Consider the following 24,130-nt stretch of genomic DNA (forward strand, 5'->3'; position numbering starts at 1 on the left):
CGATCCCCTCTTCCACCCTCGCCCCTTCCGCATGATCATGCCTTCCGACCATCCCGCCCGTTCTGCTCATGGCATCAAGGCTTCCGATGTACCTCAGTCCTTCCTGAGTTGGGGCGATCTGATGCGTCATCACGATGCCGCCTATTTGGAGAAGACGTGGTTGATCTATGTGGATGAGCGCGGCAACCGTTCATCGTGGTCGTACAGCGTTTTCATCGACGTCGCACGACGGATGGCCACCCACCTTCAGGATCATGGTGTGAGAAGGGGCGATCGGGTAGCGCTCGCCGGACATAATCATCCCGACACGGTGCTGGCCTATTTCGCTTGTTGGCTCATGGGCGCATGTGCTGTGCCACTGAACATGACCGAAGATGAAGGGCGACTTTCCTACATCGTACAAAACTGCGGCACCAAGGTCGTGCTGTGCAGAAGTGAATATCGATCACGCGTATTAACTGCTTGTGGAGATTCTGACATCGCGATCATCGATGTGGATACCGATACAACGGATCCTGCGTTCTATGCTACGGTCCGTGCATGTGAACCCTATCCATGGCCAGATGCCACGCTTGATATGCGGTGGGATGACTGTCTCATCGTCTACACAAGCGGAACAACAGGAAACCCCAAGGGTGTTGTCCTCATGCAGCAGAATCTCTTTGCTGATGGCACGGACATCTCATCATGGCATGGCATCACCAGCGATCAGCGCATGATGTGTGTGCTTCCCATTCATCATGTGAATGGAACCATCGTAACACATGTTGCCCCGTTCATTGCCGGAGCATCAGTGGTACTCCATCGCAAGTTCTCACCCCATCGTTTCTTCTCCTCTATCGTGAACGAAGACGTGAATGTTGTGAGTGTGGTACCAACGCTTCTGGCCTTACTCCTTGAAGCAGGTGCCGACGGAAGTGCCGTACCACAGTCGAGTTTCCGTCATATCATCTGTGGTGCCGGCCCCCTAACCTGTGAACTGGCTGACAGATTTGAATCCACCTATGGCATCCGCATCGTTCACGGCTACGGTCTGTCGGAAACAACGTGTTACTCCTGCTTCCTGCCTGTTGACCTCACCGATCATGAACATCGCTCATGGATGCAGGATCACGGATTCCCTTCCATCGGTGTTGCTCTCCCCTGCAACGAAATGGACATTCACGACGCATCGGGCAACTCCATTGCGCGCGGTGAGCGTGGCGAGATAGTTATCCGCGGCACCAACGTGATGCGCGGTTATGACGCCAATGATACAGCCAATGCAGAAGCCTTTGCCCACGGATGGTTCCGATCGGGCGATGAAGGTTTTTGTCTTCCCGATGAGAAGGGGCGCCTGTTTTACTTCATCACCGGTCGACTCAAGGAACTCATCATTCGTGGCGGCGTAAACCTCGCCCCCTTGGAGATCGACGAAGTGATCAATCGAGCACCTGGAGTGAAGGCCGGCATCTGCGTCGGCTTCGAAAACAACATGTACGGAGAAGAAGTAGGCGCCCTCGTCATCGCCTCTGACCCAACAGCTGATACAGCCTCCATCATCGCCTTCTGCAGAGCCAATCTCCCCTTCCACAAATCACCAAAGGTGGTGATCTTCACCGATGCCCTCCCCGTAACCTCAACCGGCAAATACCAACGCAACAAGGTCAAACACCTGTTTGCCGAGTGGAAGGATTCGCAGTTTAGGAAGTGAACAGAGAACAGCGAACAGCGAACAGAGAACAGAGAACCCTCTATCATGGAGTTGAGAGTGTCTTTCGCGAGGCGACGAGGATAGCTGTGACCTCGTTAAGTGATTCTTCAATCTCGCTGACTTCTGATTGAATAACTAGGCCCGAGGTTATCAGTAGATCAAGCCAATATCGAAGTTCCCTGCACTCCTTGAGTGCGATTCCAAACTTATGCCGCATATCGGCACGACTTTCGGAGTCCTTTGCCTCAGCTATCAGTGCACCGGGAGCAGTGGCACATCTACAGATCTGATTCCCGATATCGAATTCCTTGCTGCGTCTTTTGAAATCCATCGAAAACCGAAGCCCGCCAAGGGCCAAATCAAAAGACCGCTGTTTAAGCGGATCTACTCCTGACATTGATGCGCTCCTGATAGTTAGAACAAGTTCTTACTATCACGTGCATCCTCACTGCCAAAACGTGACTCAGCGTTCGCTGTTCGCTGTTCTCTGTTCTCTGTTCGCTGTTCGCTGTTCGCTGTTTTCTGTTCGCTGTTCTCCGTTCGCTGTTCATTATTTCACACTCTGCGCGCGTATCCCCGGCTTCGGCATATAGAACTGTGTGCGGCGTGATTCCACAGCTTGGGGCTGAAGCATTGTGGGGGCGAATGTGGCGGAGATCACATAGCCACTTGGTATAACATGCAGCGTGGTGCTTGGGTCTTCGATCGAGGGGTTGGTATAGGCAAGTTCGTCGATCATTTCGGGCGAGAGTGCCGTTGTATCGCTTCCCACATAGAAATGGAATAGGAACCGGCGCTTCTTTGATGCGTCGAGTGTATTCGATTCGATCGTTGTGCGTGTGATCTCTTCGGCAACACGGAGGATCTTCAATGAATCGTAGGCTTCAACTTTCACAAAATGGACTGAAGCGATCTCATCGCCTCGGGAATCGGTGAATCCGTCGGTCTCAACGTAGAATCCTTCTACGGACATGGACTGCGTACGATACCAGATGAAGAAGGCAGCGATGCCCACGGAGATACCAAGGAGGATCGCAAGAAACCATTTAGTGGAGGACCGCATACGTGTGACCAGATCAGGGAAGGGCGTGAATGAAATTTGGAAGGCCGGTAGCTACGAGGATCGCTCCGAGTACCCACATGGTGATGGCAAAGCTGAAGGGCGTGGAAATATTATCGTCGAGGTGCAGACGAGTAGACGCAGCCTCCGCAACTCCGCTGGCAATGCTCGACACAAGACCGACGGCATAGAATGTCCACGGAAGCGAAAAGATCAACCCGTAAACCACTACCACGATCATCGCGGTGATGATGAAGGTGATGGTGCCAACTACACTCTTGTCGATGAAGGGGCGAGCCCCATATCTACGACCGATCAGAGCGGCAAAGGTGTCGCTAACGATGAGTACGGTGAACGCCGTAACGCCGATGATCGATGGGAAGACCAAGAAGGATGATGTTGCGGCGATGAGCACCCACGACGCGCCGGTGAGGTGGAACCGATCTCTACGCAACTCATGTGTACGCATCAAGGAGCCTACAGCGTCGAGCATCACTCTTCTTGTGGGCTCGTGGAAGTGCATCAACGAGTCAATCAGAATCGAGACGGCCGTCATACTCACAAGGATGCCGATCCCTGTCCAGTGTTCAACCTGTAGGTAGATGATGGGAATGAGCATCGACGCTAGGTGGATCCCTTTCCGTGCCAGCTCATTCGAATATGTGATCTGTGACGATGTACCTGTCATAACTTCGCATGTTCCTTCAACGCAACCATCCCCATGAATTCCTTTGTCCTGCGCGCCTGCGCTAAGATCAACCTCGGACTTGAGGTCCTCCGCAAGCGTCCGGATGGCTTCCACGACATTCGATCGATCTTCATCGGCATTGACCTGCATGATACGCTTGAGGTAACCGCTTCTGATGCGCTTGAGGTGATCTGCGAGCCTCCTGTTACGGATCTGCCCGACGAAAATCTCGTCAGTCGCGCTTGTCGACTCTACTCGACAGCGTTTCCCAATGAAGATCGAGCCGCAAAGATAACCGTCCACAAACGCATCCCGACAGGTGGCGGTTTGGGAGGGGGCTCTAGTGATGCCGCCGCTGCTCTCATCGCCATGGCATTGGTCAACGGTCACGACCTAACCGATGCCCTGCGACACAGCTTAAAGCCCCTTGCTGAACAACTGGGCTCCGATGTGCCGTTCTTCCTGCATGCCGGTGTTGCCTTGGTCGAGGGAAGGGGCGAACACATCACTCCTCTCGATCTCTCGATTCCATGGACCGTTCTGTTGGTCTGTCCCGGACTCCATGTTAACACTGCTCATGCGTATTCCACATTGGGGATTACGAGTGGAAAACCGGGAAGTGATTTAGTGGACAAACTCCGCATGTCTATTAACAATCAACAGCTTATGCAAGATCACTTCGTAAATGACTTTGAGCGAAGTGTCTTCGTCCAACACCCAGTATTAGCAGACATCAAGCGCACTCTCATTGACAATCAAGCCATCTACGCATCAATGAGCGGAAGTGGATCAACCATGTTCGGGTTATACACATCTGTGGAGAACGCAGAACAGGCTCAAACGGCCTTCCCCACGATGGACACGTATATTTGCCATCCTGTCTACGCACCATTCCTCAGCCCATGAACATCCTTGTAGCCACTGCAGAAGTAACACCGTTCGCAAAGGTTGGCGGGCTGGCAGACATGGCCGGCGCCCTTCCAAAGGCCTGGGCAGAGGACGGACACAACGTGGTTGTGATCCTTCCCCTCTACGGCACGATCGATACGGAGAAGTTCGGCATCGTTAAGACGGACATGCTGGTGGACGTGCCGTTCGGCACCTGGACCGAGTATGCCGAGGTCTGGCACGGAACCTTGCCCGGTACGACCATCCCTGTGTATTTCCTGCGTTCGAGTGACTACTATGACCGGCCCGGGATCTATGGATATCATGAGGGCTTTGAGGACAATGACCGACGCTTCATCTTTCTCAGCAGAGCCATCTTTGAGGTAGCACGGGCGCTGGACTTCCGTCCGGATGTTGTCCATGCACACGACTACCACACGGCACCCTGCATGCCGATGCTCAAGGTGCACTACCATAACGACGAGTTCTTCCGTCACACAGCCGGCGTGTTCACCATTCACAACATGGCCTATCAGGGCATGTACGATCCGCAACGAGCCATGGAGTTCTGCGGCTTCCCTGCCTCGGAATTCTACACCGGCAGCTGGTACGAGCAGGATGGGATCTTCAATGCCATGAAGGCCGGGATCCTGTTCGCCGATAAGATCACAACAGTGAGTCCGACCTATGCACAGGAGATCCGTTGGACCCCAGAAGGCATGGGTTTGCAGGGGGCATTGCAATCGCGCGGGGCAGATCTGATCGGCGTTCTCAACGGCATCGATGCCGGAACATGGAGCCCCCTTCACGATGAACATATCGCCGTGCCGTATGATGCCAGCTCTCTCAAGAAGAAGGACATCAACAAGAAGGCCCTGCTGAAAGAGGTGGGGATCTCGGCATCGGAAATGAAACGCGATCTGCCCGTGGTGGGCATGGTCACCCGACTCACAGAGCAGAAGGGAGTCTCGATCCTGGCAGCCTGCATTGAGTCCTTTGTTGCCAATGACCGATTCCGACTGGTCATCCTTGGCAGCGGTGAAGCCAAGTACGAAGACCTCCTCAAGAACCTCGCCTATCGCTATCCGGATCATGTCCGCGTGGGCACGGGATACAATGAGCCCCTTTCCCACATGATCCAGGCCGGCTCAGACTTCTACCTCATGCCATCGAAGTTCGAACCGTGTGGCTTGACGCAGATGTTCGCCCTGGCGTATGGAACGGTCCCCATCGTACGATCTGTAGGGGGCTTGGCAGATACCGTACAGGACTATGACCCGATCACCTTCACAGGGACGGGCATACGATTCCACCGGTATACGGGAGAAGCGTTGCAGCAGGCGTTGGAAACGGCATTGCGACTCTACAAGCGCGAACCGCATTGGTCACACATGAGACGGAATGCCATGGCGCAGGACAACTCTATCGTGACCACCGCTCGACGCTACGTCGAGGTCTTTGGCTGGGCTCAGGAAGCTCGGCGGTAAAGCCCTTACCGTAGGACACAACGAACTCCATGTTCATCGTTCCCGGGAAGAGATCCACGGGGGTGATGCGTTGTACACCGTAGCCGGCTTGACGCCATTCTCTGTTGCTGCGGTAGATCTCATCCGGACCGCAGAAGATCTCTACAACGGCACGCGGTTGAAGTCCATTTGAGATGGCTGCGATCACACCTTCTGCTGTGCCGGCACGAGGCGGGTCGAGGATCACAATGTTCGGTCCAACAGCCGGATCCTTGCGCGACATCTTTTGAATGGCATGCACAACGGTGTCGATATCCTCACCGCTTCGCAGGACCTCGCGAATGGCTGTCACTTGTCCACCCGCACGACGAATGGTATACCGTGCATTGTCAACCGTACTCTCATCACCGTCAACAGCAATGACGCGACTGACGTTCTTCGCAAAGGCCGCACCAAAGAGTCCATAGCCGCAATAGAGGTCATACAGCGTGTCGTTTTCTGTTACGCCGGCATGTTGCCGAACGGTCTCAACGAGTCGCTCCGTCATTGCGAGGTTCACTTGCGTAAAGGAGAACACACCCACTTGATACGTGATCTCTCCGATGGTCTGCATCCACGCCGAAGCACCAAAGAGTTTCTTCGCACCAACACCGGATGCTGGACGTTCCAGATCGAGGTAGTACCGGCTTCCTTTGGGATCGTGGTAGATCCACGCGTGTTTTACGGTTGGGTGTGCCTTTGCAACACGTTCAGCAAGCGTTCGCAGTGAGCGCACGATGCGTGCATCAAGTCCGCGAACGTTGATGATCAGAACGAATTCTTCATAGGTCCCGCGAAGGATCACATGGTTCACTGCGCCGGAGACCATCGGCGTGAGCCCGTCAAGCAGCTTCTCCACCGTTACATAGATCTCTGCATGGGAGATCGGTTCTAAGGGGCTTGCGCCATAGGCATCACTACCATCGCCATGAAGGAGTCGTACCTGCCCCCTACCAAACTCTACACGTCTACGGGAGGTGGTGCGATACCCACGAGGCATCGGTGCGGGCACGATGGGATCGATGACCGAAGAAGGGACCTTTAGTCCCGTCATGAACTTTTCTAAGCCAACACGTTTAACAGCGAGTTCCGTTTCATACGGGACCCGTGCGAAAGGTTCTACGGCCTCCCCTACTGGCACATTATTGAGGCGCGCGGCCTCGCGGATGGAGGTATCGAGGGAGATCATTGGACCTTTACTACAACTAGTGATGTGTCATCTGTGAGGTGGGCTCCATCGCTGAATGCGTGGATAGCGAACTGGATCGCTTGGAGGATCGAAGACGGCGTTGATTCGCGGTTTGTGCGAATACATTCAACAAGCGATTCAATGCCGTATTCCAGACCTACCTTGTTGAATGTCTCGGTTACGCCATCAGTGTATAACACAAGTACGTCACCGGAGCGTACACCACCAACGCCGAGGCGGTAAGGAGGTGGGTCGAGGATAACACCGGTGAGTACTCCGCCGTCTTGCAACAGCACCACGTCATCACCGCGCAGCAGGATGGGTGGATTGTGTCCGGCATTGACGTACTCAAGTGTGCCCGTGGCTGTATCGATCACAGCAAGGAATAACGTGACGAAGACTTCCGGAGGTGTATTCTCATACACAAGTCTGTTAACGTGTTCAACGATCTGTGTGAGCGGAAGACGAAGTCTTGCCAGCACATTCAACGCTGCTTGCACGTTAGCCATGAGCAAGGCCGCGGGAACGCCCTTGCCAGCTACATCAGCGATGGCCAGTAATGTCTGTTGTTCGTCGAGCCGGATCACGTCGTAATAGTCGCCGCCGATCTGCCTGCTTGAACGTGTGTCTGCAGCTACATCGAGTCCGGGTGTTGGCGGCAATTGCAACGGCAACAACCCTGCTTGAATGTCAGCAGCAATGTCGAGCTCGTTCTCAAGTCGCTGACGTTCCGCACGATCCTTATCCAATCGCTCATTATCGAGAGCTGTGATAACGATCGTAGCCGCGGCTTCAAGAAACTGCAGTTCTTCGTGTGTATACTCCTTGGCGTTGAGTTTCCGGCAGACGGCCAAGACACCAACGGGATTACCTCGCAGAACCATCGGAACAGCCATACCAACATCGAGGCGTTCAAAGAGCCCCTTTAACGGATCATCATCGGACATTGCAGAGGTGAGCTGCGGTTGTTTCAACGAGAGCACGTCGGGATGCAGATCCTGCAACGGCATTGACTCTTTTCGGTTGATGATCACCTGCTCCATCCCAAAGTTGTCGTCAAGGATGATGGCAAAGTTGGTGGTCATGAGCTGACCCATCAATCGCAACGACAAGAGCCGGAGGATGGCCTTACTGTCCTTTGTACCAGTGAAATCACGAGCGAATTCATACAATGAGCGAACGAGCAGGGCACCACGTTCCACTTCGATCGTTGAATGTCGCAGTGACAACATGGTTTCAACGTTATGGACGGCAATGGAGAGGATGGACCTCATAAGGTCCACATACGTCCGCACATCAGGGTCGCCTTCGACGGAATCGAGCGTTTTTCCAAGACATAACACGGCAGTCACATCCCCCTGGTGATTCAGCGGAATGAGCCAATGGATCCCGGCGGCTGTAAGGGGCTCCGCACTCTCCACATCCTCGGCGAATGTAGGCTCAGAAAGTTCAAAGAGCGGTAGCGAGATCGCCGGAACTCCCTTTGTAATAACGGATTCGTACTGTCCATTGTGCGGACGAAGCACACAGGCACGCAGGACCTTAAGGCGTCCCATCACACTCAGAAGTGCTGCATTGAGGATCGGCTCCGCAGAGTCGTATTCGGCCGCTCGTGTGGAGAGATCGAGTAGCGACGCCAGGTGCAGGGCCGAACGGGCCGAAACCGGGGAAAAAGTACCTGCCTCTGTCATGCAACGAATATACGGGGGCTTCCGTCCGCGGAACGGAAAACCCGTAGTTTTGCCATCGCCTCACTCGCCACGCACAGGACGTCATGAAGTATTGCGCCGTTGTTCTCTGGAGCTTATTCATACTTGGTCTGCCCACGCACCTGTTCGCCCAAGGCGTTACAACGGGATCGGTAACGGGCACCGTAATCGGTGAGACACCCTTGAACGGTGCCACGGTGAAGATCATCTCCACCACAACCGGTTCTATCTACGGCGCGATCTGCAAAAGCAAGGGCAACTACCTTATCAAGGGTGTTCGGCCGGGCACCTATACGTTGATCGCTTCGTTCGTGGGATATCGCTCGGATACCGTACGGAATGTGAAGGTTGACGAAGGTGATGCCACCACGATCAACATCAAGCTCGAGACCTCGGCTTCCAAACGTTCAGAGGTAGTGGTAACAGGTGAACGTGACGCCATCTTCGATGCAAGCAGAACGGGTTCCGGCTCGGTGATCAACGAAGCAGCGATCAGCGCTGCGCCAACGATCAATCGGAGTATCAGCGATATCGCACGGATCAATCCTTATGCGAATCAGACGCAGACTGCGGGGAGCGACGGACTTCAGGGTCTGAGCATCATGGGTGTGAACTCACGCTTCAACAACTTCCAGATCGATGGTGCAGTTGCGAATGATGTGTTCGCCCTTGGTTCTGCCGGCACGGCAGGGTCGCAGGCCAATTCGAACTTCCTCTCCCTTGATGCCATTGAGCGCATCCGTGTGAACGTTTCACCCTACGACATCCGTCAGAGTGGTTTCACAGGGGGCTTGGTGAATGCCATCACGCGTGGTGGCACCAACGACTACCATGGTTCGATCTTCTTCTTTGGGCGGAATCAGGATCTTGTAGGACCAAGTCCCGACGCGGCACGGCGCCCCTTTGAGACCTTCTACGACTATCAATTCGGCGGACGTGTTGGCGGACCAATCATCAAGAACAAACTTCTGTTTCACGTAACAGCAGAAGGCCGACTCCGCTCCACTCCGGTCGAAGTGGCACTCAACGACCCCTCAGCTCTAAACAACTTCCCCGTAAGCTCTTCGGTGCTTGATGAGATCGTCTCGATCACAAAGAGTCGATACGGATACGATGCCGGTGAATACGGAACAACGAACATTCAGAACAATACGGTCAATATCATTGCCCGTCTTGACTACAACGTTGATGAGCAGAACAAGCTGCAGCTGCGTCACAACTTCACATACGGAATTCAAGACCGCAACCTCCAACGCAGCAATACCAACTACAGTCTTACGAGTAGGATGAATACGTTTGAGAGTATCAACAATCAAACAGTTCTTCAATGGAACAGCGTCTTTTCCGGTGAGCTCAGCAATGAGCTGCGTGTGTCGTACACACAAACGAATGATGCTCGTATCCTGCCGTCTGATGCAGCCGGCAACCCCATTCCATTCGGCGAAGTGCGTGTGCAGGTTGGTTCGGGTCTCAATGTTATCCTAGGTCCGGAACGCAGTTCACAGGCCAACGCGTTGGATCAGACACTGGTTGCACTTACCGATGATATCACATGGTTCCTCGGCGATCACACATTGACGTTTGGAACACACAACGAATTCTCTCGCTTCAACAACCTCTTCATTCAGGACTACTACGCAAGCTATCAGTTCCCAACCGTAGATGCTTACGAAGCCGGACAGGCCAACTACTACCGCGTGAGCTATGCCAATGAAGCGGTAACGGGCGGCGATCCCATGCCGCGCTCTGCGTGGAACATGATGCAGCTTGGCGTTTATGCTCAGGATGAGTATCAAGTGGATCCGCAACTGCGTCTAACGTTCGGATTGCGCGTGGATGCACCGATCTTCCTCACAACGCCATACGAGAACCCGGCCTTTGCCGAGGCATTTCCCGGCAGATCCACAAGCGAGGTCCCGTCAGGGAGCTTGCTCTTCTCCCCTCGCATTGGATTCAACTACGACATCTCCGGAGACAAGTCGTGGCAGATCCGCGGCGGTACCGGGATCTTCACCGGACGCGTCGCCGGAGTTTGGCTCTCGAATCAATACTCCAACACCGGCATGGATCTTTACCGCGCCGAGCTTGGTGGCAACAACCTCCCAAATCCGATCACCAGCAATGGCGTGCCCGTAGAGTGGGACCTGCGTGTGCCACCACCTCGTCCAGGTGATTCTGGATATCCTGGGAGCCCCATTAATACATCGGCGATCAACATCACCGATAAAGACTTCCGTATGCCTCAGGTATGGAGGTCTACGCTTGCAACCGATATCAAGCTCACGGACGGCATCATCTTCACACTCGAAGGGATGTATGGCGCCTTCATCAATCAGGTGGACTACGCCAACCTCAACCTTACGCGATCGAATCTCACTTTCATCAAGGATGGAGATACGTTGGTCGGTGTTTCGCCGCTGGATGGTCGCCCGCTCTATGCAGGGGGCTCTCCAGACTCCCTTGTGGACCGACGCTTTACACAGGTGATCCTCATGAGAAGTCGGTCAGAAGGTCAGCAATACAGCGTGTCCGGTCAGATCAAAGTCGACGAGACAAACAAGATCATCCCCGGACTCTCGATGATGATGCAGTACACCTACGGTCGCACGCAGGATCTCAATTCCTCCACTGCTGCAACGGCATCGTCGCAGTGGACCAGTACAGATGTGATCGATCCGAACAATGCAACCGTTGGGACATCAAACTTTGATTTCTTACATCGCGTTTCTGTGAGCGGATCGTATCGTGTAACCTGGTCAAAGGGTATCTGGACGTCGTTTGGGATCTTCTACTCGGGTAACTCCGGTCGGCCATACTCTCTGTCCTATGCCCAGGATTATAACGGCGACAATGCCGTGGGTGGAAATGACCTTGTCTACATCCCTACTGATGAAGACTACAACACGCGCGTTGTGATCCCGCCCCCTACCGATGCTACGGACCTCAGATCACCGGACCAGATCTGGTCACAGATCATGACGCTCATTGATGCCAATCCGATCCTCAAAGAGTATCAAGGCAAGATCCTTCCGCGAAATGCCCTGCGCGAGCCATGGATCAATCAACTCGATCTGCGTATTCAACAGGAGTTCCCGGCGTTCTCTGATCACAGCGTCCAATTCACGCTTGATGTGCAGAACGTCTTGAACCTCCTCAATCCAGACTGGGGACTGCAGCGTTATGTAGACTTCCAAAGTGCCAACCTCTTTGGGTTGGTGCTTGATAACAACGGCAAACCCTTCGATGCTCAAGGCAGACTGCGCATGACCTATACCGAGCCCGTTACCAACGGCAGACCCGGCGTATACAACACCGACAACTTCTACTCACGTTGGCGTATGCAGCTTGGCATGCGCTACACATTCTAAGGGGCTCACCATGAACTCTCTTCGCCTGCTTGGAATGTGTGTTGTGATCCTTTCGGTCATAGGATGTGAATCCGGTGTGATCACGTTTCCAACACCAGATCCGGCTTCGGTTCTGATCGTGAATACCACGCAGAACGTGCCTACCGTGCGCGTAACCATGGACAGCACGATCAATGTCGATGTGACGCGAGGTGATGCCTCTGCCTATACGCAAGTTGCCGCCGGACGTCCGGTGACGTTCTTCATCGGAAGTCCTACAACGGTCTACCGCGACAATCTCCGCTACACTCTTGGTGGTAATGGTCGCGTGATCCTCTTTGTTCGCGGTGACACCACCAGTCTCGTGGAGTTCCGACGCGAGATCCAAGACACCGTGTTGCCAGCCGGAGCAACATCGTCAGTGATCCGCTTTACCCATATGGCTGAGAAACTGGAGAGCGTGTCGTATTTGGAAGTTTGGATCACTGGCGGTCCCCGACTCCTACCGGAAGAATATGATATCGGGATCAGTTCTCCTGTCTATCATGGAATTGAACCCGGCACGTATTCGTTTGAAGTACGTGAAGGTGGCACTACCAACGTTCTTGCCGTCCTGCCAAACGTTCAGATCTCTGCCGGACGTTCTTACATGCTCTATACCTACGATGCGGATCCCCCCACGGTAGACAGCATTTCCCTTTCGATCTTTTGATACACTTTTTATCGGTCCATTCAATGAACATTCGTTCCCTTCTTCTTGCCACAGTTGTCGTTTGCACTGCAACGGCGCTCCATGCGCAAGACCCGATCTCCATCGCTGATGCGAAGAAGCAGGAGTTTGGCACTGCAGTCACCAAGATCGCCGGACGCGTGAGCTCCTCGGTCGAACTCTCGAACGTAGCCTACATTCAAGACAAAACAGGCGGCATTGCCATCTTCAACGAGAACATGCGAACAGCGGTTCGTGTTGGGGATTCCGTGATGATCGAGAGTGGCAACCTAGCCGAGTTCGGCAACACTGTTGGCGCACCCGGCACAGGTCTTACACAGCTTGATGGCAAGGACCTTCGATTCACGGTTATTCCAACCGCCCGTATCGAACCCACACCACGCAACCTCTCCATTCCGCTCATCGGAGAAGGAGTTGAGGGGCAGCTCGTGAAGATCCGTCGTCTGCGCTTTGTAGAAACAGGAAAGTTCCAAGCCAACACCAGCTTCAACGCCATCGACAACTCAGGCAACGATATCGTTGTGCGTATCGATCGTGCTTGTGAGATCGGGACCAATTCACTGGACATTCCTACAGAGGAGGTTGATGTAACCGGCGTGATCAGTCAGTTCCGCGGATCCTATCAGATCCTGCCGCGCGTAGCGTCGGATATTGGTGCGCCCCCTATCGAAATTGATACGGTGCAGAAGGATCGCACCTTGGATCTTACAACCTGGAACCTTGAGTGGTTCGGTTGGCCAGACTCAACACGTGGTCCGGACAACAAAGACCTGCAACGCACCCGTATTCGTCAGGTAATGGACAGCATCAAGGCCGACATCTATGCCTTGCAGGAGATCGTTACGGATGAGGCTCTCGCATCGTTGAGCGACTCTATCCAAGGCAGCTATGCACGGTTCTTTGCAACCGACATCACCTCTGAACAAAAGCTGGCGTATATCTACAACACCGCCACGATCACACCTGTCTCCACCGGTCTTGCCGTGAATGGCGGAGCACAGGCATGGGCTAATGGTCGTTACCCATACCGGATGACGTTCGATGCGCGCATTGGATCATCTACGAAGCGGATCGTTGTATTCGACCTGCACGCAAAAGCAACGGACTCGGCCACGGCCATGGTTGATTATGAGCGACGCAAGACCGACGCTGAGACCTTCCATACCTATCTGCAAGATTTCTACCCGGACAGCAACGTGATCGTGATGGGCGATTTCAACGATCGGCTCTTGGCAACAAACGTTGACGAAGCACTTCCGTCGTGTTATCTCTCGTTTGTGAACGACACTCAGAACTGGTTTGCTGCAACTGCTCCACTCGAAGAGGCCGGGCTTTCCTCCTATGTTGGATTCAACCGATCCTTCATCGATCACATCCTCGTTTCCAATGAGCTTGCGGACGAACACTATCGCACCTATTTGGAAGCACCAGAGCGTTTCATGCCATCGTACTCAAGCACCGTATCGGATCACCGACCGGTGACCGTTCGTCTTGCCATCGACGGAGCTGTGTCTGTAGATGGGTCAGAAACCCCCGTCTCCACCGTGCGTGTCTCTCCGAACCCAATGTCGGCCTCCGGCATGGCAGAGATCACCGCACTCTACGGCGGCACGCTGCGTGTGGACCTCGTTTCAGCCACCGGCGAGCAACTCGCCCTTGTGAACGAATCCGTAGCACCGTCGGTGCGCGTTCTCGTTCTCCCGGTCTCCCAGCTCACAAGCGGCACCTACCGACTCGTTGTGACCCTTAATGGAGTGGTCTCCTCCACCCCAGTGATGGTCATTCGGTAACGTTTTTCACCGTTCGTTGTTTAAACAGGGGGCTACGGTAATGCCGTGGCCCCCTTTGGTATGTCTATGAGGGGTGGGTATGATAATTCGGGTGATCCTTAGCGCCGTGTTCATGGGTACGTTCCTCCTGTCTGTGGACCTTTGGTCGGCAGAAGGGAGAGGAACGACTGTGAACTTTGGCAAGATCCCATTGAATCAGCCCGTGACGAGAACAGTCAACCTCTCGAATGAAAGAACTGACAGGGGCTTACTTGTCGAGAGTATCTACGTGCTTCATCACCCGGACAAGATCAAGATCAGTTCGTCCGGACCGGCGTTTTTAGATGCTGGTTCAACCCTGCTTCTTCGGGTAACAGCACAGATCACCGTGGACACCATCATTGTTGACACAATCGAATTCGTCTCCGACGACCGTAAAGTGTTTTTTGCGGAGATACGCATCGGAACCGATGAACCGATCATCCAGGTAAGCGACATCAGTTATGGTGAGGTTGACGCTTTGTCCAATGGCGAACTGAAAAGGGGTGTGATCCGAAACGTTGGTGTGTCGGACTTGGTGATCACGGGATATGACGAACCAAAAATGAATGGAACGAATAACTTTTTCGATCCTAGAACTGATTTTGGGCATCCATTAAAGACGGCGTTTCCTGCTGTTTTATCCGAATCAGATTCGCTAGTGTTTTGGGTTTGGTATTCTCCGATGGGCGAGTTGGCTGGCCATACTTCCAACGTTGCTTTTTTCTCCAACGCTCAAACGGAAGATTCTATTTGCATTCTCAATGGGAAAGGCATTCTAACGTCGAGCATTGATGACGAGGCCGGCACACGCTCGCTTCGCGTTCAGATATCTCCGTCACCTGCTTCCGCGTCTGCCCGGATTGAGATCTACCAAGCAGTGCAAAGCCCCTTAACGATCTCGATCACTGATGTATTGGGTCGGCAATACCCACTTTTAAGCGATCAAGGTTCATTAGGGGCTTCCACCTATCCTGTGGACGTGTCTGCCTATGAGCCGGGTTCGTATGTTTTGCAGGTGTCAACTGACAAGGCTTTGTCAACAGCATTATTTACGATCGTTCGATAACACATACCATTGATCATCACGCAATGAGGGAATCATGATGCGCGCAACACTTTTCGTTTTGATGATGGCACTCGGCACGTTGAATGCCGTCGGCCAGATCACCCGTAGCACCACAATCATCACCGAAGGCCGACGGTACATGGTGGCGTTTCCGCAGGTCTGGGCTGCACCAACCGAGAAGCCCCTTCCCACACCAATGCAGCTGCTGTTATCTGCCAGGGATACAACAACGGTAAGGATCACTACCGTTGCCTCGATCACAGATGCGGCAAAGATCGACAAGGTGGTAACGATCCTGCCTGGGATAGTGACAAAGGTTGCGATCTCCACAGCCTACATGAACGTTGAGTCGCAGTCCCGCAGGGGCTATGGCATCAGTGTCACGGGTGACCGGCCATTCTCTGTTGCAACATTGCAAGCATGGCAAGGCAATGGAGAAACCGCACAACATCTGCCCGTTGAGTCGTGGGGCACGTCCTATTATTCGATGAATTTCTACCAGGATAGATACGGCAAGAATGCCAGTTACAAACAACGTCCGGGACAGATCCTCATCATCTCCAGTGAGGATAGTACGGTGGTAACGCTTACCCCCACCGTCAACACGGAGGGAGGAGTGGAACTGCCGTCTGTTGCAAAGGGGGCTACCCAATCCGTCACCCTGATGAAGGGTGAAACATTCCTTATCAAATCGCTGATCGACACGTTGTTGTTTCGTGATGTTGCCACGGACCTCTCCGGAACCTACATCACCTCAACAAAGCCCATTGGAGTTGTATCGGGTCATACCAAGGGCGCCATCATGCGTATGTCGGATATTCTTCCTCCAACAGGGATGTTTGCCGATGATGCACACTTCGTACGCAACAATGTGCACGACGTAATGTATCCAACAACGCTAGCCGGGAAGAGCTTTGTGACCATCCCATTGATGTACTCACCAACTCGAGTGGTTGGTCAGGGTTCAGTCGAACACGGAATCGACGACGACCGTGGAGATGTTATTCGTGTTGTTGGCCTTGAAGACGGAACAATGGTAAGAGTCGGCCGGCAAGATGGCTCGGGTATGCTTAACAAGTTCATTTTGGATAAAGGCGAAACTCGAGTAGAAACCGCACTTGAGTTTGCAACCTATTGGGAATCTGACAAGCCGATCCTGATGGGCCAATACGGCAAGTCGTATGCAAAGATCCTTGCACCAAAAGTCACTGTTGGAGGGGGCTCTTCAGAAGAAGCACAAGGTCACCCTACCGTTGAAGCAGGCATGCCGATGCTGCAGATGGTGCCATCGATCGATCGGTGGATCACGCATGCCACCTTCTCGTCACCGGATGGAATGGATGACTTTGTGAACATCGTTTTCAAAGCCAACGAGTTTTCGATGATCATATTTGACGGACAACCACTGGACACACTCTATAGAAAATCACTGCGCCTCGTCCGCGGAACTGATTACGCCTACATTCGCACTCCGATTCAAGCCGGCAATCATACGATTTCCTCACTCTCAGATTCTGTTCGTTGGATGGCATGGAATTATGCCTCGCTCGATGGACTTCAACAAGGCCGGGCCTTTGGTACTGCTGTTGGAATCAATCTATCAACACCGTGTAGCGGAGACACGCTCTACGACCAAGCTGAATCAAGCACCTGCGGACTCACAACCGTCACCTCGTGGGTTCCATCGTCCGGATGTGGATCTATTCGCATGATCCATGCTGTTGAACTCAACAACGCATCGCTGATGATCAATGAAGAGTTCCGCTCAGGAGACACCGTTGGCGTGTACAACGTCAGGGTCCTTGATCGTTCAAAGGTCGCTTCGGCAACCGTTCGCACAATAAGTGCCTCCGGCGACGTGATCGATCGGGTAGTGACATATGTGCCGGACACCGTCACTGCTTCCAAGTCCAAACACGATTTTGGCCAGCAGCCTAGTCTAGTTACGGTAACGGACACGCTCACGATCATAAACCCACATACAGATCGTTCGGTGGTAGTCACAGACATTTCCATGATCAACAACGGGCCAACATTCACTCTAACTAGCACCGCAACGCCGTTTGTATTGGCCGCAGGGGCAAGCGTGAATGTTATCGTCTCTAGCCGTTTGTTGTCGGACAATACAGTACGCGACACCCTCGTGGTTCGCACCGAATGTGTTGATTGGAAGCTCACCGAATACCTTGTTCGTGCAATTGGCGATACAACAACCTCCGTCTCAGGTGAAGCCGAGACACCAGGCTTGACCTTTACCATCACTCCCCAACCGATCAGCGATGTGGCAACACTTACGCTCACAACCATTGAGCGTGGTGCAGCTTCAATCGAGCTGATCGATCTTCTGGGGAACGTGATCACCGCACGCACTGAGCAGGTAACGTCCTCTCCGCAATCATTTATGATCGGTGGGATGAATGTGCCGAGTGGAACGTATTCCGTGCGCGTCACTGCGAGTGGACGTCAAGCCACTGCTCGTATCATCATCGCTCATTGAACCAATGAAAAACCTCATCCTGATCCTCGTCTCGTTGCTTTGTACCACGTTCCTTCCCACGCGTGGACAGACAACTCACGGTACGATGGTGATCACGGAGGGCCGACGCTACATGGTAGCGTTTCCGCAGGTTTGGACCGCACCAACCGAGAAGCCCCTTCCCATGCCGATGATGCTATTGTTGAGTGCACGAGATACAACCATTGTCAGGATATCCACTCCGGCATTGGACAGTGATGCTCCAAGGATGGAGAAGGAGTATACGATACGGCCAGGTGTTGTGTTAAAGGTCCCAATATCTACAGCCGCAATGAACGTGATGTCGCAAACGATACATGGATTTGGCATCAGTGTTACAGCTGATCGCCCCTTCTCTGTCGGAACGGCCCAAGCCTGGCACGGCAACGGGGAGGCGGCACAGCATCTGCCAGTTGAGGCCTGGGGAACGTCGTACTACTCCATGAACTTCTATCAGGACAGGTACGGTTTTGCCGCAAAGGGATACCAGTATCGTCCGAGCCAGATCCTCGTGATCGCCGACCAAGACAGTACAGTGGTCACCTTCCGACCTACGGTCCCAACTGAGGGCGGGAAAGACGCACCTTCCGTTGCGAAGGGGGCTTCCCAAACCGTTACTCTTATGCGCGGAGAGACGTTCCTCATCAAGTCGCTGATCGATACCTCGACGTCACGGGATTTCGTATCCGATCTTTCGGGCACCTACATCACGTCAACAAAACCGATCGGTGTTGTGTCTGGTCATACCAAGGTGGCAACAACGCTCCTGCCTGACGTGTTACCTCCTGGGGGCTTCTATGCGGGCGATGCATCCATGGTGCGGAACAACGTACACGACGTAATGTATCCTACAGAAATGGCCGGAAGGACATTTGTTACCTTGCCCACGATGTATACGCCGTTACGTGTAGTTGGTCAAAGTTCTCCAGGATCTGGCATCGGTGATGACCGTGGTGACGTGATACGTCTTATCGCTCTTGAGGACAACACCAATGTTCGGCGCATGAGTCAGGATGGGGCCGGATTCGTGGATGTCTTTACACTTCAGAAGGGTGAAACAAAGATCATCCCGTCCCATGAAGAAGCTTCATTCTGGGAAGCAAGTGCCCCCGTCCTCGTCGGTCAATACGGGAAATCCTTTGCCAAAGTCGTTTTACCCAAGATCAAGGCCAAGGCAGGCTCAACAGATGAGGCGCAAGGTGCACCGACTGTTGAAGCAGGTATGCCTATGCTTCAAATGGTTCCTCCTGCTGAGCGATGGATCACGAACGGTACATTCTCCTCTGCTGAGGCTATGGACGCCTTCCTGAACATCGTATTCAAGGCTGATGAGATCTCATTGATCCAGTTCGATGGTCGTCCGATGACGTCTGCATTTGGAGGAGCCGTGCGCCCTCTTAAGGGCACTGAGTACGCTTTCATTCGGACACCGGTTGCATCAGGAACTCATACCATTACATCGCTCTCGGACAACGTGCGATGGATGGCCTGGAATTATGCTTCACTCGACGGACTCCAACAGGGTCGAGCATATGGTACGGCTGTAGGGATAGATCTCTCAACGCCGTGTGACGATGACGTTCTCGCGGACAGTGTTGAAAACGCAGAGTGTGATCAGCAGCGAGTGGTCGTATGGGTTTCGAGCTCAGGGTGTGCAAGGGGGCACATGATCTACCCTCTTGACCTCGTGAACACGACCTTGGACATTGAGAATGATTTCAACAATGGATCATCAACAGCTCGGTATTCTGTGAGGGTTGTTCATGACAGCTTGCCTGGCAGCGCGACCATTCGAACTGTCAGTAGCTCAGGTAAGGTTCTTGATCGTGTTCTGCACTTTGAGCCGGGCAATGTCAGCTCGTCGAGAATCACGCACGATTTTGGTCGACAACCACGGTTCACGCCTGTTCGATCCACGCAAACACTGACAAACCCACATGTCGATAGATCAGTCGTGGTCACCAACGTGTCGATGATGCACGGCAACAACGCCTTTGACGTGGAGGCACCACCTACCCCATTCGTTCTCGATCCAGGTGGAAGTGTCGACGTCACTGTTACGTGTAGAATGGGCACCGACACCCTAGCCAAGGATACGCTGATCGCACGTACCGGCTGCATCGATTGGAAGCTCACGGAGTATGTAGGTCGTCTATTAAGACCAACGCTCACGATTCCTGACGTGGATTTTGGAACGATCTCCACTTCGTCGACTCCGATTGCCGACACCGTTGAGATCATCAACCGCGACTCTGTTGTCGTGTCGATACGGGACCACCGATCTGAAACATTGAGTGGTCCACGAAGTTCATTCCGCGTACTTGGGATCGACGGCGTTCCAATCAAGCCGTATCTAACGACCGAACTTCAACCTGGCCAGTCGCTGAAGTTGATCGTAGAGTGTATTCCCGAAGTGGTCGGTGAATTTGAGCAACTGCATCGCTTCTCCACAGACGTACAAGGACTCACGCTTACGATGCGCCTTCGAGCAAACAGCGTGGACACCATAACCTCCGTCACCGGCGAAGCTGAGACACCAGGCTTGACCTTTACCGTCACTCCCCAACCGATCAACGAAACAGCTACACTAACTATCGCAACCATTGAGCGCGGAACAGCAACGATCGAACTGATCGATCTCTTGGGTAACGTGATCAGCTCACGAACAGAGACAGTGACATCTTCACCGCAATCATTTGTGATCGGTGGGATGAATGTGCCGAGTGGAACGTATTCTGTGCGTGTCACCGCGAATGGACGTCAAGCCACGGCGCGTATCATCATCGCTCGTTGAACCAATGAAGAGCCTCATCCTGATCCTCGTCTCGTTGCTTTGTACCACGTGCCTTCCAACGCGCGGACAGACAACTCATGGTACAATGATGGTCACGGAGGGCCTACGTTATATGGCAGCATTTCCGCAGGTCTGGGCTGAGCCAACAGAGAAGCCGATGCCGCAGCCAATGCAGCTGCTCATCTCATCCAAGACGAAGACGACCGTGCGCATTCAGACGCCAGCAAGCATCAATCCTGCTGCGAAGATCGACAAGGTATTCACTGTAGAGGCCAATAAGGTACTCAAAGTGCCGATCTCCACGGACTACATGAACTCAGAGTCGCAGGTGAGAAGCGGGCTGGGCATAAGCATCGTTGGCGAAAGTCCGATCTCGGTGTCGACATACCAAGCCTGGCAGGGTAACGGCGAAATGGCGCGGCACCTTCCAATTGAGTCTTGGGGCACCTCGTATTATTCGATGAACTTCTATCAGGATCGATTCGGCTTCGAAACGAATTACCATCACCGTCCGAGCCAGATACTCATTATCTCCAGTGAGGACAGTACCATAGTCACGCTCACTCCCACTGTGAACACTGAGGGAGGAGTTGACCTGCCTTCAATTGCAAAGGGGACATCACAGTCAGTCTTGTTAATGAAGGGCGAAACTTTCCTCATCAGATCACTTATCGACACGCTACGTTTTCGTGATCAATCAACGGATCTCTCCGGAACCTACATCACATCAACAAAGCCCATCGGTATTGTCTCGGGTCATACCAAGGGCGCTATCATGCGAATGCCTGATCTTTTGCCACCCACGGGCTCGTTTGCTGCTGAAGGACGATACGTCCGCAATAATGTGCACGAAGCAATGCATCCGACAAACCTTGCCGGAACAACTTTCATTACCGTTCCGATCATGTACACACCAACTAGAGTCTTGGGTCAGGGAACAAGTGATAATGGAATCGATAACGATCGTGGTGATGTGATTCGTGTCGTGGGTCTAGAGGACGGGACTACGGTGAGAATCAGAAGAAGTGACCACCCTGGCTTCATAACCAAATTCATACTCAATAAGGGAGAAAGTCGACTCGATACAGCTCTTGAGTATGCAACGAATTGGGTATCCGACAAACCCATCCTAATGGGTCAATACGGAAAGTCATATGCGAAGCTACTTCCCCCGAAGATGTCGGCTGGGACCAACTCCACGGAATCACCTCAGGGTCATCTCACCGTTGAATGCGGCATGCCAATGCTTCAAATGGTTCCACCGATTGATCGATGGATAACACACGCCGTACTTCATGCACCTGAAGGAATGGACAACTTCTTTAACATCGTTTTCAAGGCTTCCGAGATCAACAAGATCAAGATTGACGGTCGTTCGCTGGCTACAGCTTTCGGTGAATCAATGCGCCTCCTCACAGGCACTGAATACGCCTACATTCGTACGCCGCTCGGCAGCGGTGACCACGTAGTTGAGTCGGCTGATAACACCGTTCGCTGGATGGCCTGGAGTTATAGCTCTCTTGATGGTCTACAAGCAGGCAGGGCGTGCGGAGAAGCAGTAGGAATTGACCTTACGACTCCTTGTGGAGATGATTCACTTTTTGACATCGCTGTATCGGATACGTGTGGACAGACGACGGTAACATCATGGGTTACCTCATCCGGATGTGGCTCCATTTACATGATCCACGCTGTAGATCTCAAGAACGCCACCTTGACCATTGATGAGGGTTTTCGATCCGGTGATTCCATTGGTGTCTATCGGGTGAAGGTCATTGATTCATTGAAGTCCGCAAGTGCATCAGTTCGGACTGTCAGTCGCTCTGGCGATTTCATCGACCGTGTCATTCAATACGTTCCCGATTCGATCACCTCATCCAAGTCCAGGCATGACTTCGGTGCACAGGTGAAGCAGTCTACAACAACTGACACACTCACTATCAGGAATCCTTACCCAGAGACTCCGATAATGATAACAGAGATCGCCATGGCAAACGGAGATCCGACATTCACACTATCTGGATTCTCAACCCCGTATCGGCTAGTTGGGAGGTCATTCATTCGCATTGTCGTGTCATGTCGATTATTGTCGGACGATACTGTTCGAGATACTCTTGTGGTTCGCACGAATTGTCGTGAAATGAAGCTCACTGAATACAGTGTTCGTGCGCGTGTGGACACCACAACCTCCGTCACAGGCGAAGCTGAAACAACGGGGCTCTCCTTTACTGTCACTCCCCAACCGACCAATGAAACAGCAACACTTACGCTTACAACCATTGAGCGCGGTGCAGCAACGATCGAACTGATCGATCTTCTGGGGAATGTGATCACCTCACGAACAGAGCAGGTAACATCCTCTCCACAATCATTTGTGATCGGTGGGATGAATGTGCCGAGTGGAACGTATTCTGTGCGGGTAACTGCGAGTGGACGTCAGGCAACGGCACAGATCATCATCGCACGCTAACAACATTTGCGATCAGAGCGATCGCTGCGGTCTCCGCACGAAGTCGATTACGGCCAATGGCCCATCGCTTTGTGCGGAGATCGTTCGTTAACAAGGACTTCTCACGGTCGGAGAAGTCGCCTTCCGGACCAACCACCACACAGACGTCGCCGGTGAGGTCCGCGGTGTTTGGAGGAGCACCTTTGTCATCGCCCATAACGATCGTCTCGCTCCAATCCACGTGATCGATCCCTACAGCGGGCATGATCTCCGGCAGCCACGGAACTCCGCACTGGGTTACGGCAGCAATGGCCTTGGCTACGAGTCGGTCGTGATTCACGCGGTGATGTTGTGATCGTTCAGCCAAGAGCGGAATGAAACGGGTGATCCCTAACTCGGTGGCCTTTTCGAGGGCGAATTCGTAGCGGTCCCGATTGTCGAGAACCGACATCACAAGCGTGAGTGAAGGGGGCTTGGGGGTCATGGTGGTGGACGTGACGTCAAGCCGTGCCGCGCCGTCGGTCCGCCGCACAGCGCAAAGGGCGATAAGCCCCCTACCGTTGAGGACCTTTACCTGCTCCCCGTCTCGCAGGCGCAGGGCAGCGATGTGACGCGCCGCGTCGACACTCAACGGGGCTGTTGTATGCGTTGGTTCGCACTCTCGAATGTAGATGTGGTCCATGTCA

General features: G+C 53.3%; 16 protein-coding genes. 10 read left to right on the top strand and 6 right to left on the bottom strand.

Annotated elements, in window-relative coordinates; translation table 11 throughout:
• Positions 1-37 precede the first annotated feature (37 nt).
• Positions 38-1,693 carry an acyl--CoA ligase gene (locus IPI29_03440; GenBank protein MBK7411589.1) on the top strand — a complete coding sequence of 552 codons (1,656 nt, stop codon included), beginning with the start codon at positions 38-40 and terminating at the stop codon, positions 1,691-1,693.
• A gap of 43 nt (positions 1,694-1,736) precedes the next feature.
• Here the strand turns inward: IPI29_03440 and IPI29_03445 are convergent, their stop codons facing one another.
• The 3 genes from IPI29_03445 to IPI29_03455 form a co-directional block, all read right to left on the bottom strand.
• Entirely contained in the window at positions 1,737-2,090 is a 354-nt protein-coding gene (locus IPI29_03445) for a four helix bundle protein (GenBank protein ID MBK7411590.1), read from the bottom strand.
• A 153-nt stretch (positions 2,091-2,243) separates the two neighbouring features.
• Entirely contained in the window at positions 2,244-2,756 is a 513-nt protein-coding gene (locus IPI29_03450; GenBank protein MBK7411591.1) for a hypothetical protein, read from the bottom strand.
• Between the two features lie 13 nt (positions 2,757-2,769).
• On the bottom strand, positions 2,770-3,441 hold the full coding sequence (locus tag IPI29_03455) for a hypothetical protein (GenBank protein MBK7411592.1): 672 nt from the start codon (positions 3,439-3,441) through the stop codon (positions 2,770-2,772).
• 33 nt (positions 3,442-3,474) lie between these two features.
• On the opposite strand from IPI29_03455, the gene ispE reads away from it, so the two are divergent.
• On the top strand, positions 3,475-4,347 hold the full coding sequence (gene ispE, locus IPI29_03460; GenBank protein ID MBK7411593.1) for a 4-(cytidine 5'-diphospho)-2-C-methyl-D-erythritol kinase: 873 nt from the start codon (positions 3,475-3,477) through the stop codon (positions 4,345-4,347).
• Complete coding sequence (locus IPI29_03465) at positions 4,344-5,816, top strand: glycogen synthase (protein ID MBK7411594.1); 1,473 nt, start codon at positions 4,344-4,346, stop codon at positions 5,814-5,816. The genes ispE and IPI29_03465 overlap by 4 nt, the downstream gene beginning before the upstream one ends.
• Here the strand turns inward: IPI29_03465 and IPI29_03470 are convergent.
• The gene (locus IPI29_03470) at positions 5,752-7,023 is read right to left on the bottom strand and encodes a class I SAM-dependent RNA methyltransferase (GenBank protein MBK7411595.1); all 1,272 of its coding nucleotides are present in this window, start codon (positions 7,021-7,023) and stop codon (positions 5,752-5,754) included. The genes IPI29_03465 and IPI29_03470 overlap by 65 nt on opposite strands.
• Positions 7,020-8,714, bottom strand: a complete 1,695-nt coding sequence (locus IPI29_03475) for a SpoIIE family protein phosphatase (protein MBK7411596.1) — start codon at positions 8,712-8,714, stop codon at positions 7,020-7,022. The genes IPI29_03470 and IPI29_03475 overlap by 4 nt, the downstream gene beginning before the upstream one ends.
• A gap of 83 nt (positions 8,715-8,797) precedes the next feature.
• Here IPI29_03475 and IPI29_03480 point away from each other — a divergent pair, with 83 nt between their 5' ends.
• The 7 genes from IPI29_03480 to IPI29_03510 all read left to right on the top strand — a co-directional run bounded on the left by IPI29_03480 (position 8,798) and on the right by IPI29_03510 (position 23,465).
• Positions 8,798-12,100, top strand: coding sequence for a carboxypeptidase regulatory-like domain-containing protein (locus IPI29_03480; GenBank protein ID MBK7411597.1), 3,303 nt, complete (start codon positions 8,798-8,800; stop codon positions 12,098-12,100).
• 10 nt (positions 12,101-12,110) lie between these two features.
• Complete coding sequence (locus tag IPI29_03485; GenBank protein ID MBK7411598.1) at positions 12,111-12,791, top strand: DUF4397 domain-containing protein; 681 nt, start codon at positions 12,111-12,113, stop codon at positions 12,789-12,791.
• A gap of 23 nt (positions 12,792-12,814) precedes the next feature.
• Positions 12,815-14,599 carry an endonuclease/exonuclease/phosphatase family protein gene (locus IPI29_03490; protein ID MBK7411599.1) on the top strand — a complete coding sequence of 595 codons (1,785 nt, stop codon included), beginning with the start codon at positions 12,815-12,817 and terminating at the stop codon, positions 14,597-14,599.
• Between the two features lie 112 nt (positions 14,600-14,711).
• Complete coding sequence (locus IPI29_03495; GenBank protein MBK7411600.1) at positions 14,712-15,686, top strand: T9SS type A sorting domain-containing protein; 975 nt, start codon at positions 14,712-14,714, stop codon at positions 15,684-15,686.
• A gap of 34 nt (positions 15,687-15,720) precedes the next feature.
• On the top strand, positions 15,721-18,183 hold the full coding sequence (locus tag IPI29_03500) for a T9SS type A sorting domain-containing protein (protein MBK7411601.1): 2,463 nt from the start codon (positions 15,721-15,723) through the stop codon (positions 18,181-18,183).
• Positions 18,184-18,187: 4 nt separating this feature from the next.
• Positions 18,188-20,995, top strand: a complete 2,808-nt coding sequence (locus IPI29_03505; protein ID MBK7411602.1) for a T9SS type A sorting domain-containing protein — start codon at positions 18,188-18,190, stop codon at positions 20,993-20,995.
• 4 nt (positions 20,996-20,999) lie between these two features.
• Positions 21,000-23,465, top strand: coding sequence for a T9SS type A sorting domain-containing protein (locus IPI29_03510; GenBank protein ID MBK7411603.1), 2,466 nt, complete (start codon positions 21,000-21,002; stop codon positions 23,463-23,465).
• On the opposite strand, the gene IPI29_03515 is transcribed toward IPI29_03510, so the two are convergent.
• Positions 23,452-24,126, bottom strand: a complete 675-nt coding sequence (locus tag IPI29_03515) for a 16S rRNA (uracil(1498)-N(3))-methyltransferase (protein MBK7411604.1) — start codon at positions 24,124-24,126, stop codon at positions 23,452-23,454. The two genes, IPI29_03510 and IPI29_03515, sit on opposite strands and share 14 nt — an antisense overlap.
• Between the last annotated feature and the right edge of the window lie 4 nt (positions 24,127-24,130).

The sequence above is a fragment of the Ignavibacteria bacterium genome, assembly GCA_016707005.1.
Classification (GTDB): Bacteria; Bacteroidota; Ignavibacteria; order Kapaibacteriales; family Kapaibacteriaceae; genus UBA10438.

Bases quoted from the DNA above. Each gene is read 5' to 3' on its own strand.
- IPI29_03440 (MBK7411589.1), top strand. From the start codon at position 38: ATGCCTTCCGACCATCCCGCCCGTTCTGCTCATGGCATCAAGGCTTCC.
- IPI29_03445 (MBK7411590.1), bottom strand. From the start codon at position 2,090: ATGTCAGGAGTAGATCCGCTTAAACAGCGGTCTTTTGATTTGGCCCTT.
- IPI29_03450 (MBK7411591.1), bottom strand. From the start codon at position 2,756: ATGCGGTCCTCCACTAAATGGTTTCTTGCGATCCTCCTTGGTATCTCC.
- IPI29_03455 (MBK7411592.1), bottom strand. From the start codon at position 3,441: ATGACAGGTACATCGTCACAGATCACATATTCGAATGAGCTGGCACGG.
- ispE (MBK7411593.1), top strand. From the start codon at position 3,475: ATGAATTCCTTTGTCCTGCGCGCCTGCGCTAAGATCAACCTCGGACTT.
- IPI29_03465 (MBK7411594.1), top strand. From the start codon at position 4,344: ATGAACATCCTTGTAGCCACTGCAGAAGTAACACCGTTCGCAAAGGTT.
- IPI29_03470 (MBK7411595.1), bottom strand. From the start codon at position 7,023: ATGATCTCCCTCGATACCTCCATCCGCGAGGCCGCGCGCCTCAATAAT.
- IPI29_03475 (MBK7411596.1), bottom strand. From the start codon at position 8,714: ATGACAGAGGCAGGTACTTTTTCCCCGGTTTCGGCCCGTTCGGCCCTG.
- IPI29_03480 (MBK7411597.1), top strand. From the start codon at position 8,798: ATGAAGTATTGCGCCGTTGTTCTCTGGAGCTTATTCATACTTGGTCTG.
- IPI29_03485 (MBK7411598.1), top strand. From the start codon at position 12,111: ATGAACTCTCTTCGCCTGCTTGGAATGTGTGTTGTGATCCTTTCGGTC.
- IPI29_03490 (MBK7411599.1), top strand. From the start codon at position 12,815: ATGAACATTCGTTCCCTTCTTCTTGCCACAGTTGTCGTTTGCACTGCA.
- IPI29_03495 (MBK7411600.1), top strand. From the start codon at position 14,712: ATGGGTACGTTCCTCCTGTCTGTGGACCTTTGGTCGGCAGAAGGGAGA.
- IPI29_03500 (MBK7411601.1), top strand. From the start codon at position 15,721: ATGATGCGCGCAACACTTTTCGTTTTGATGATGGCACTCGGCACGTTG.
- IPI29_03505 (MBK7411602.1), top strand. From the start codon at position 18,188: ATGAAAAACCTCATCCTGATCCTCGTCTCGTTGCTTTGTACCACGTTC.
- IPI29_03510 (MBK7411603.1), top strand. From the start codon at position 21,000: ATGAAGAGCCTCATCCTGATCCTCGTCTCGTTGCTTTGTACCACGTGC.
- IPI29_03515 (MBK7411604.1), bottom strand. From the start codon at position 24,126: ATGGACCACATCTACATTCGAGAGTGCGAACCAACGCATACAACAGCC.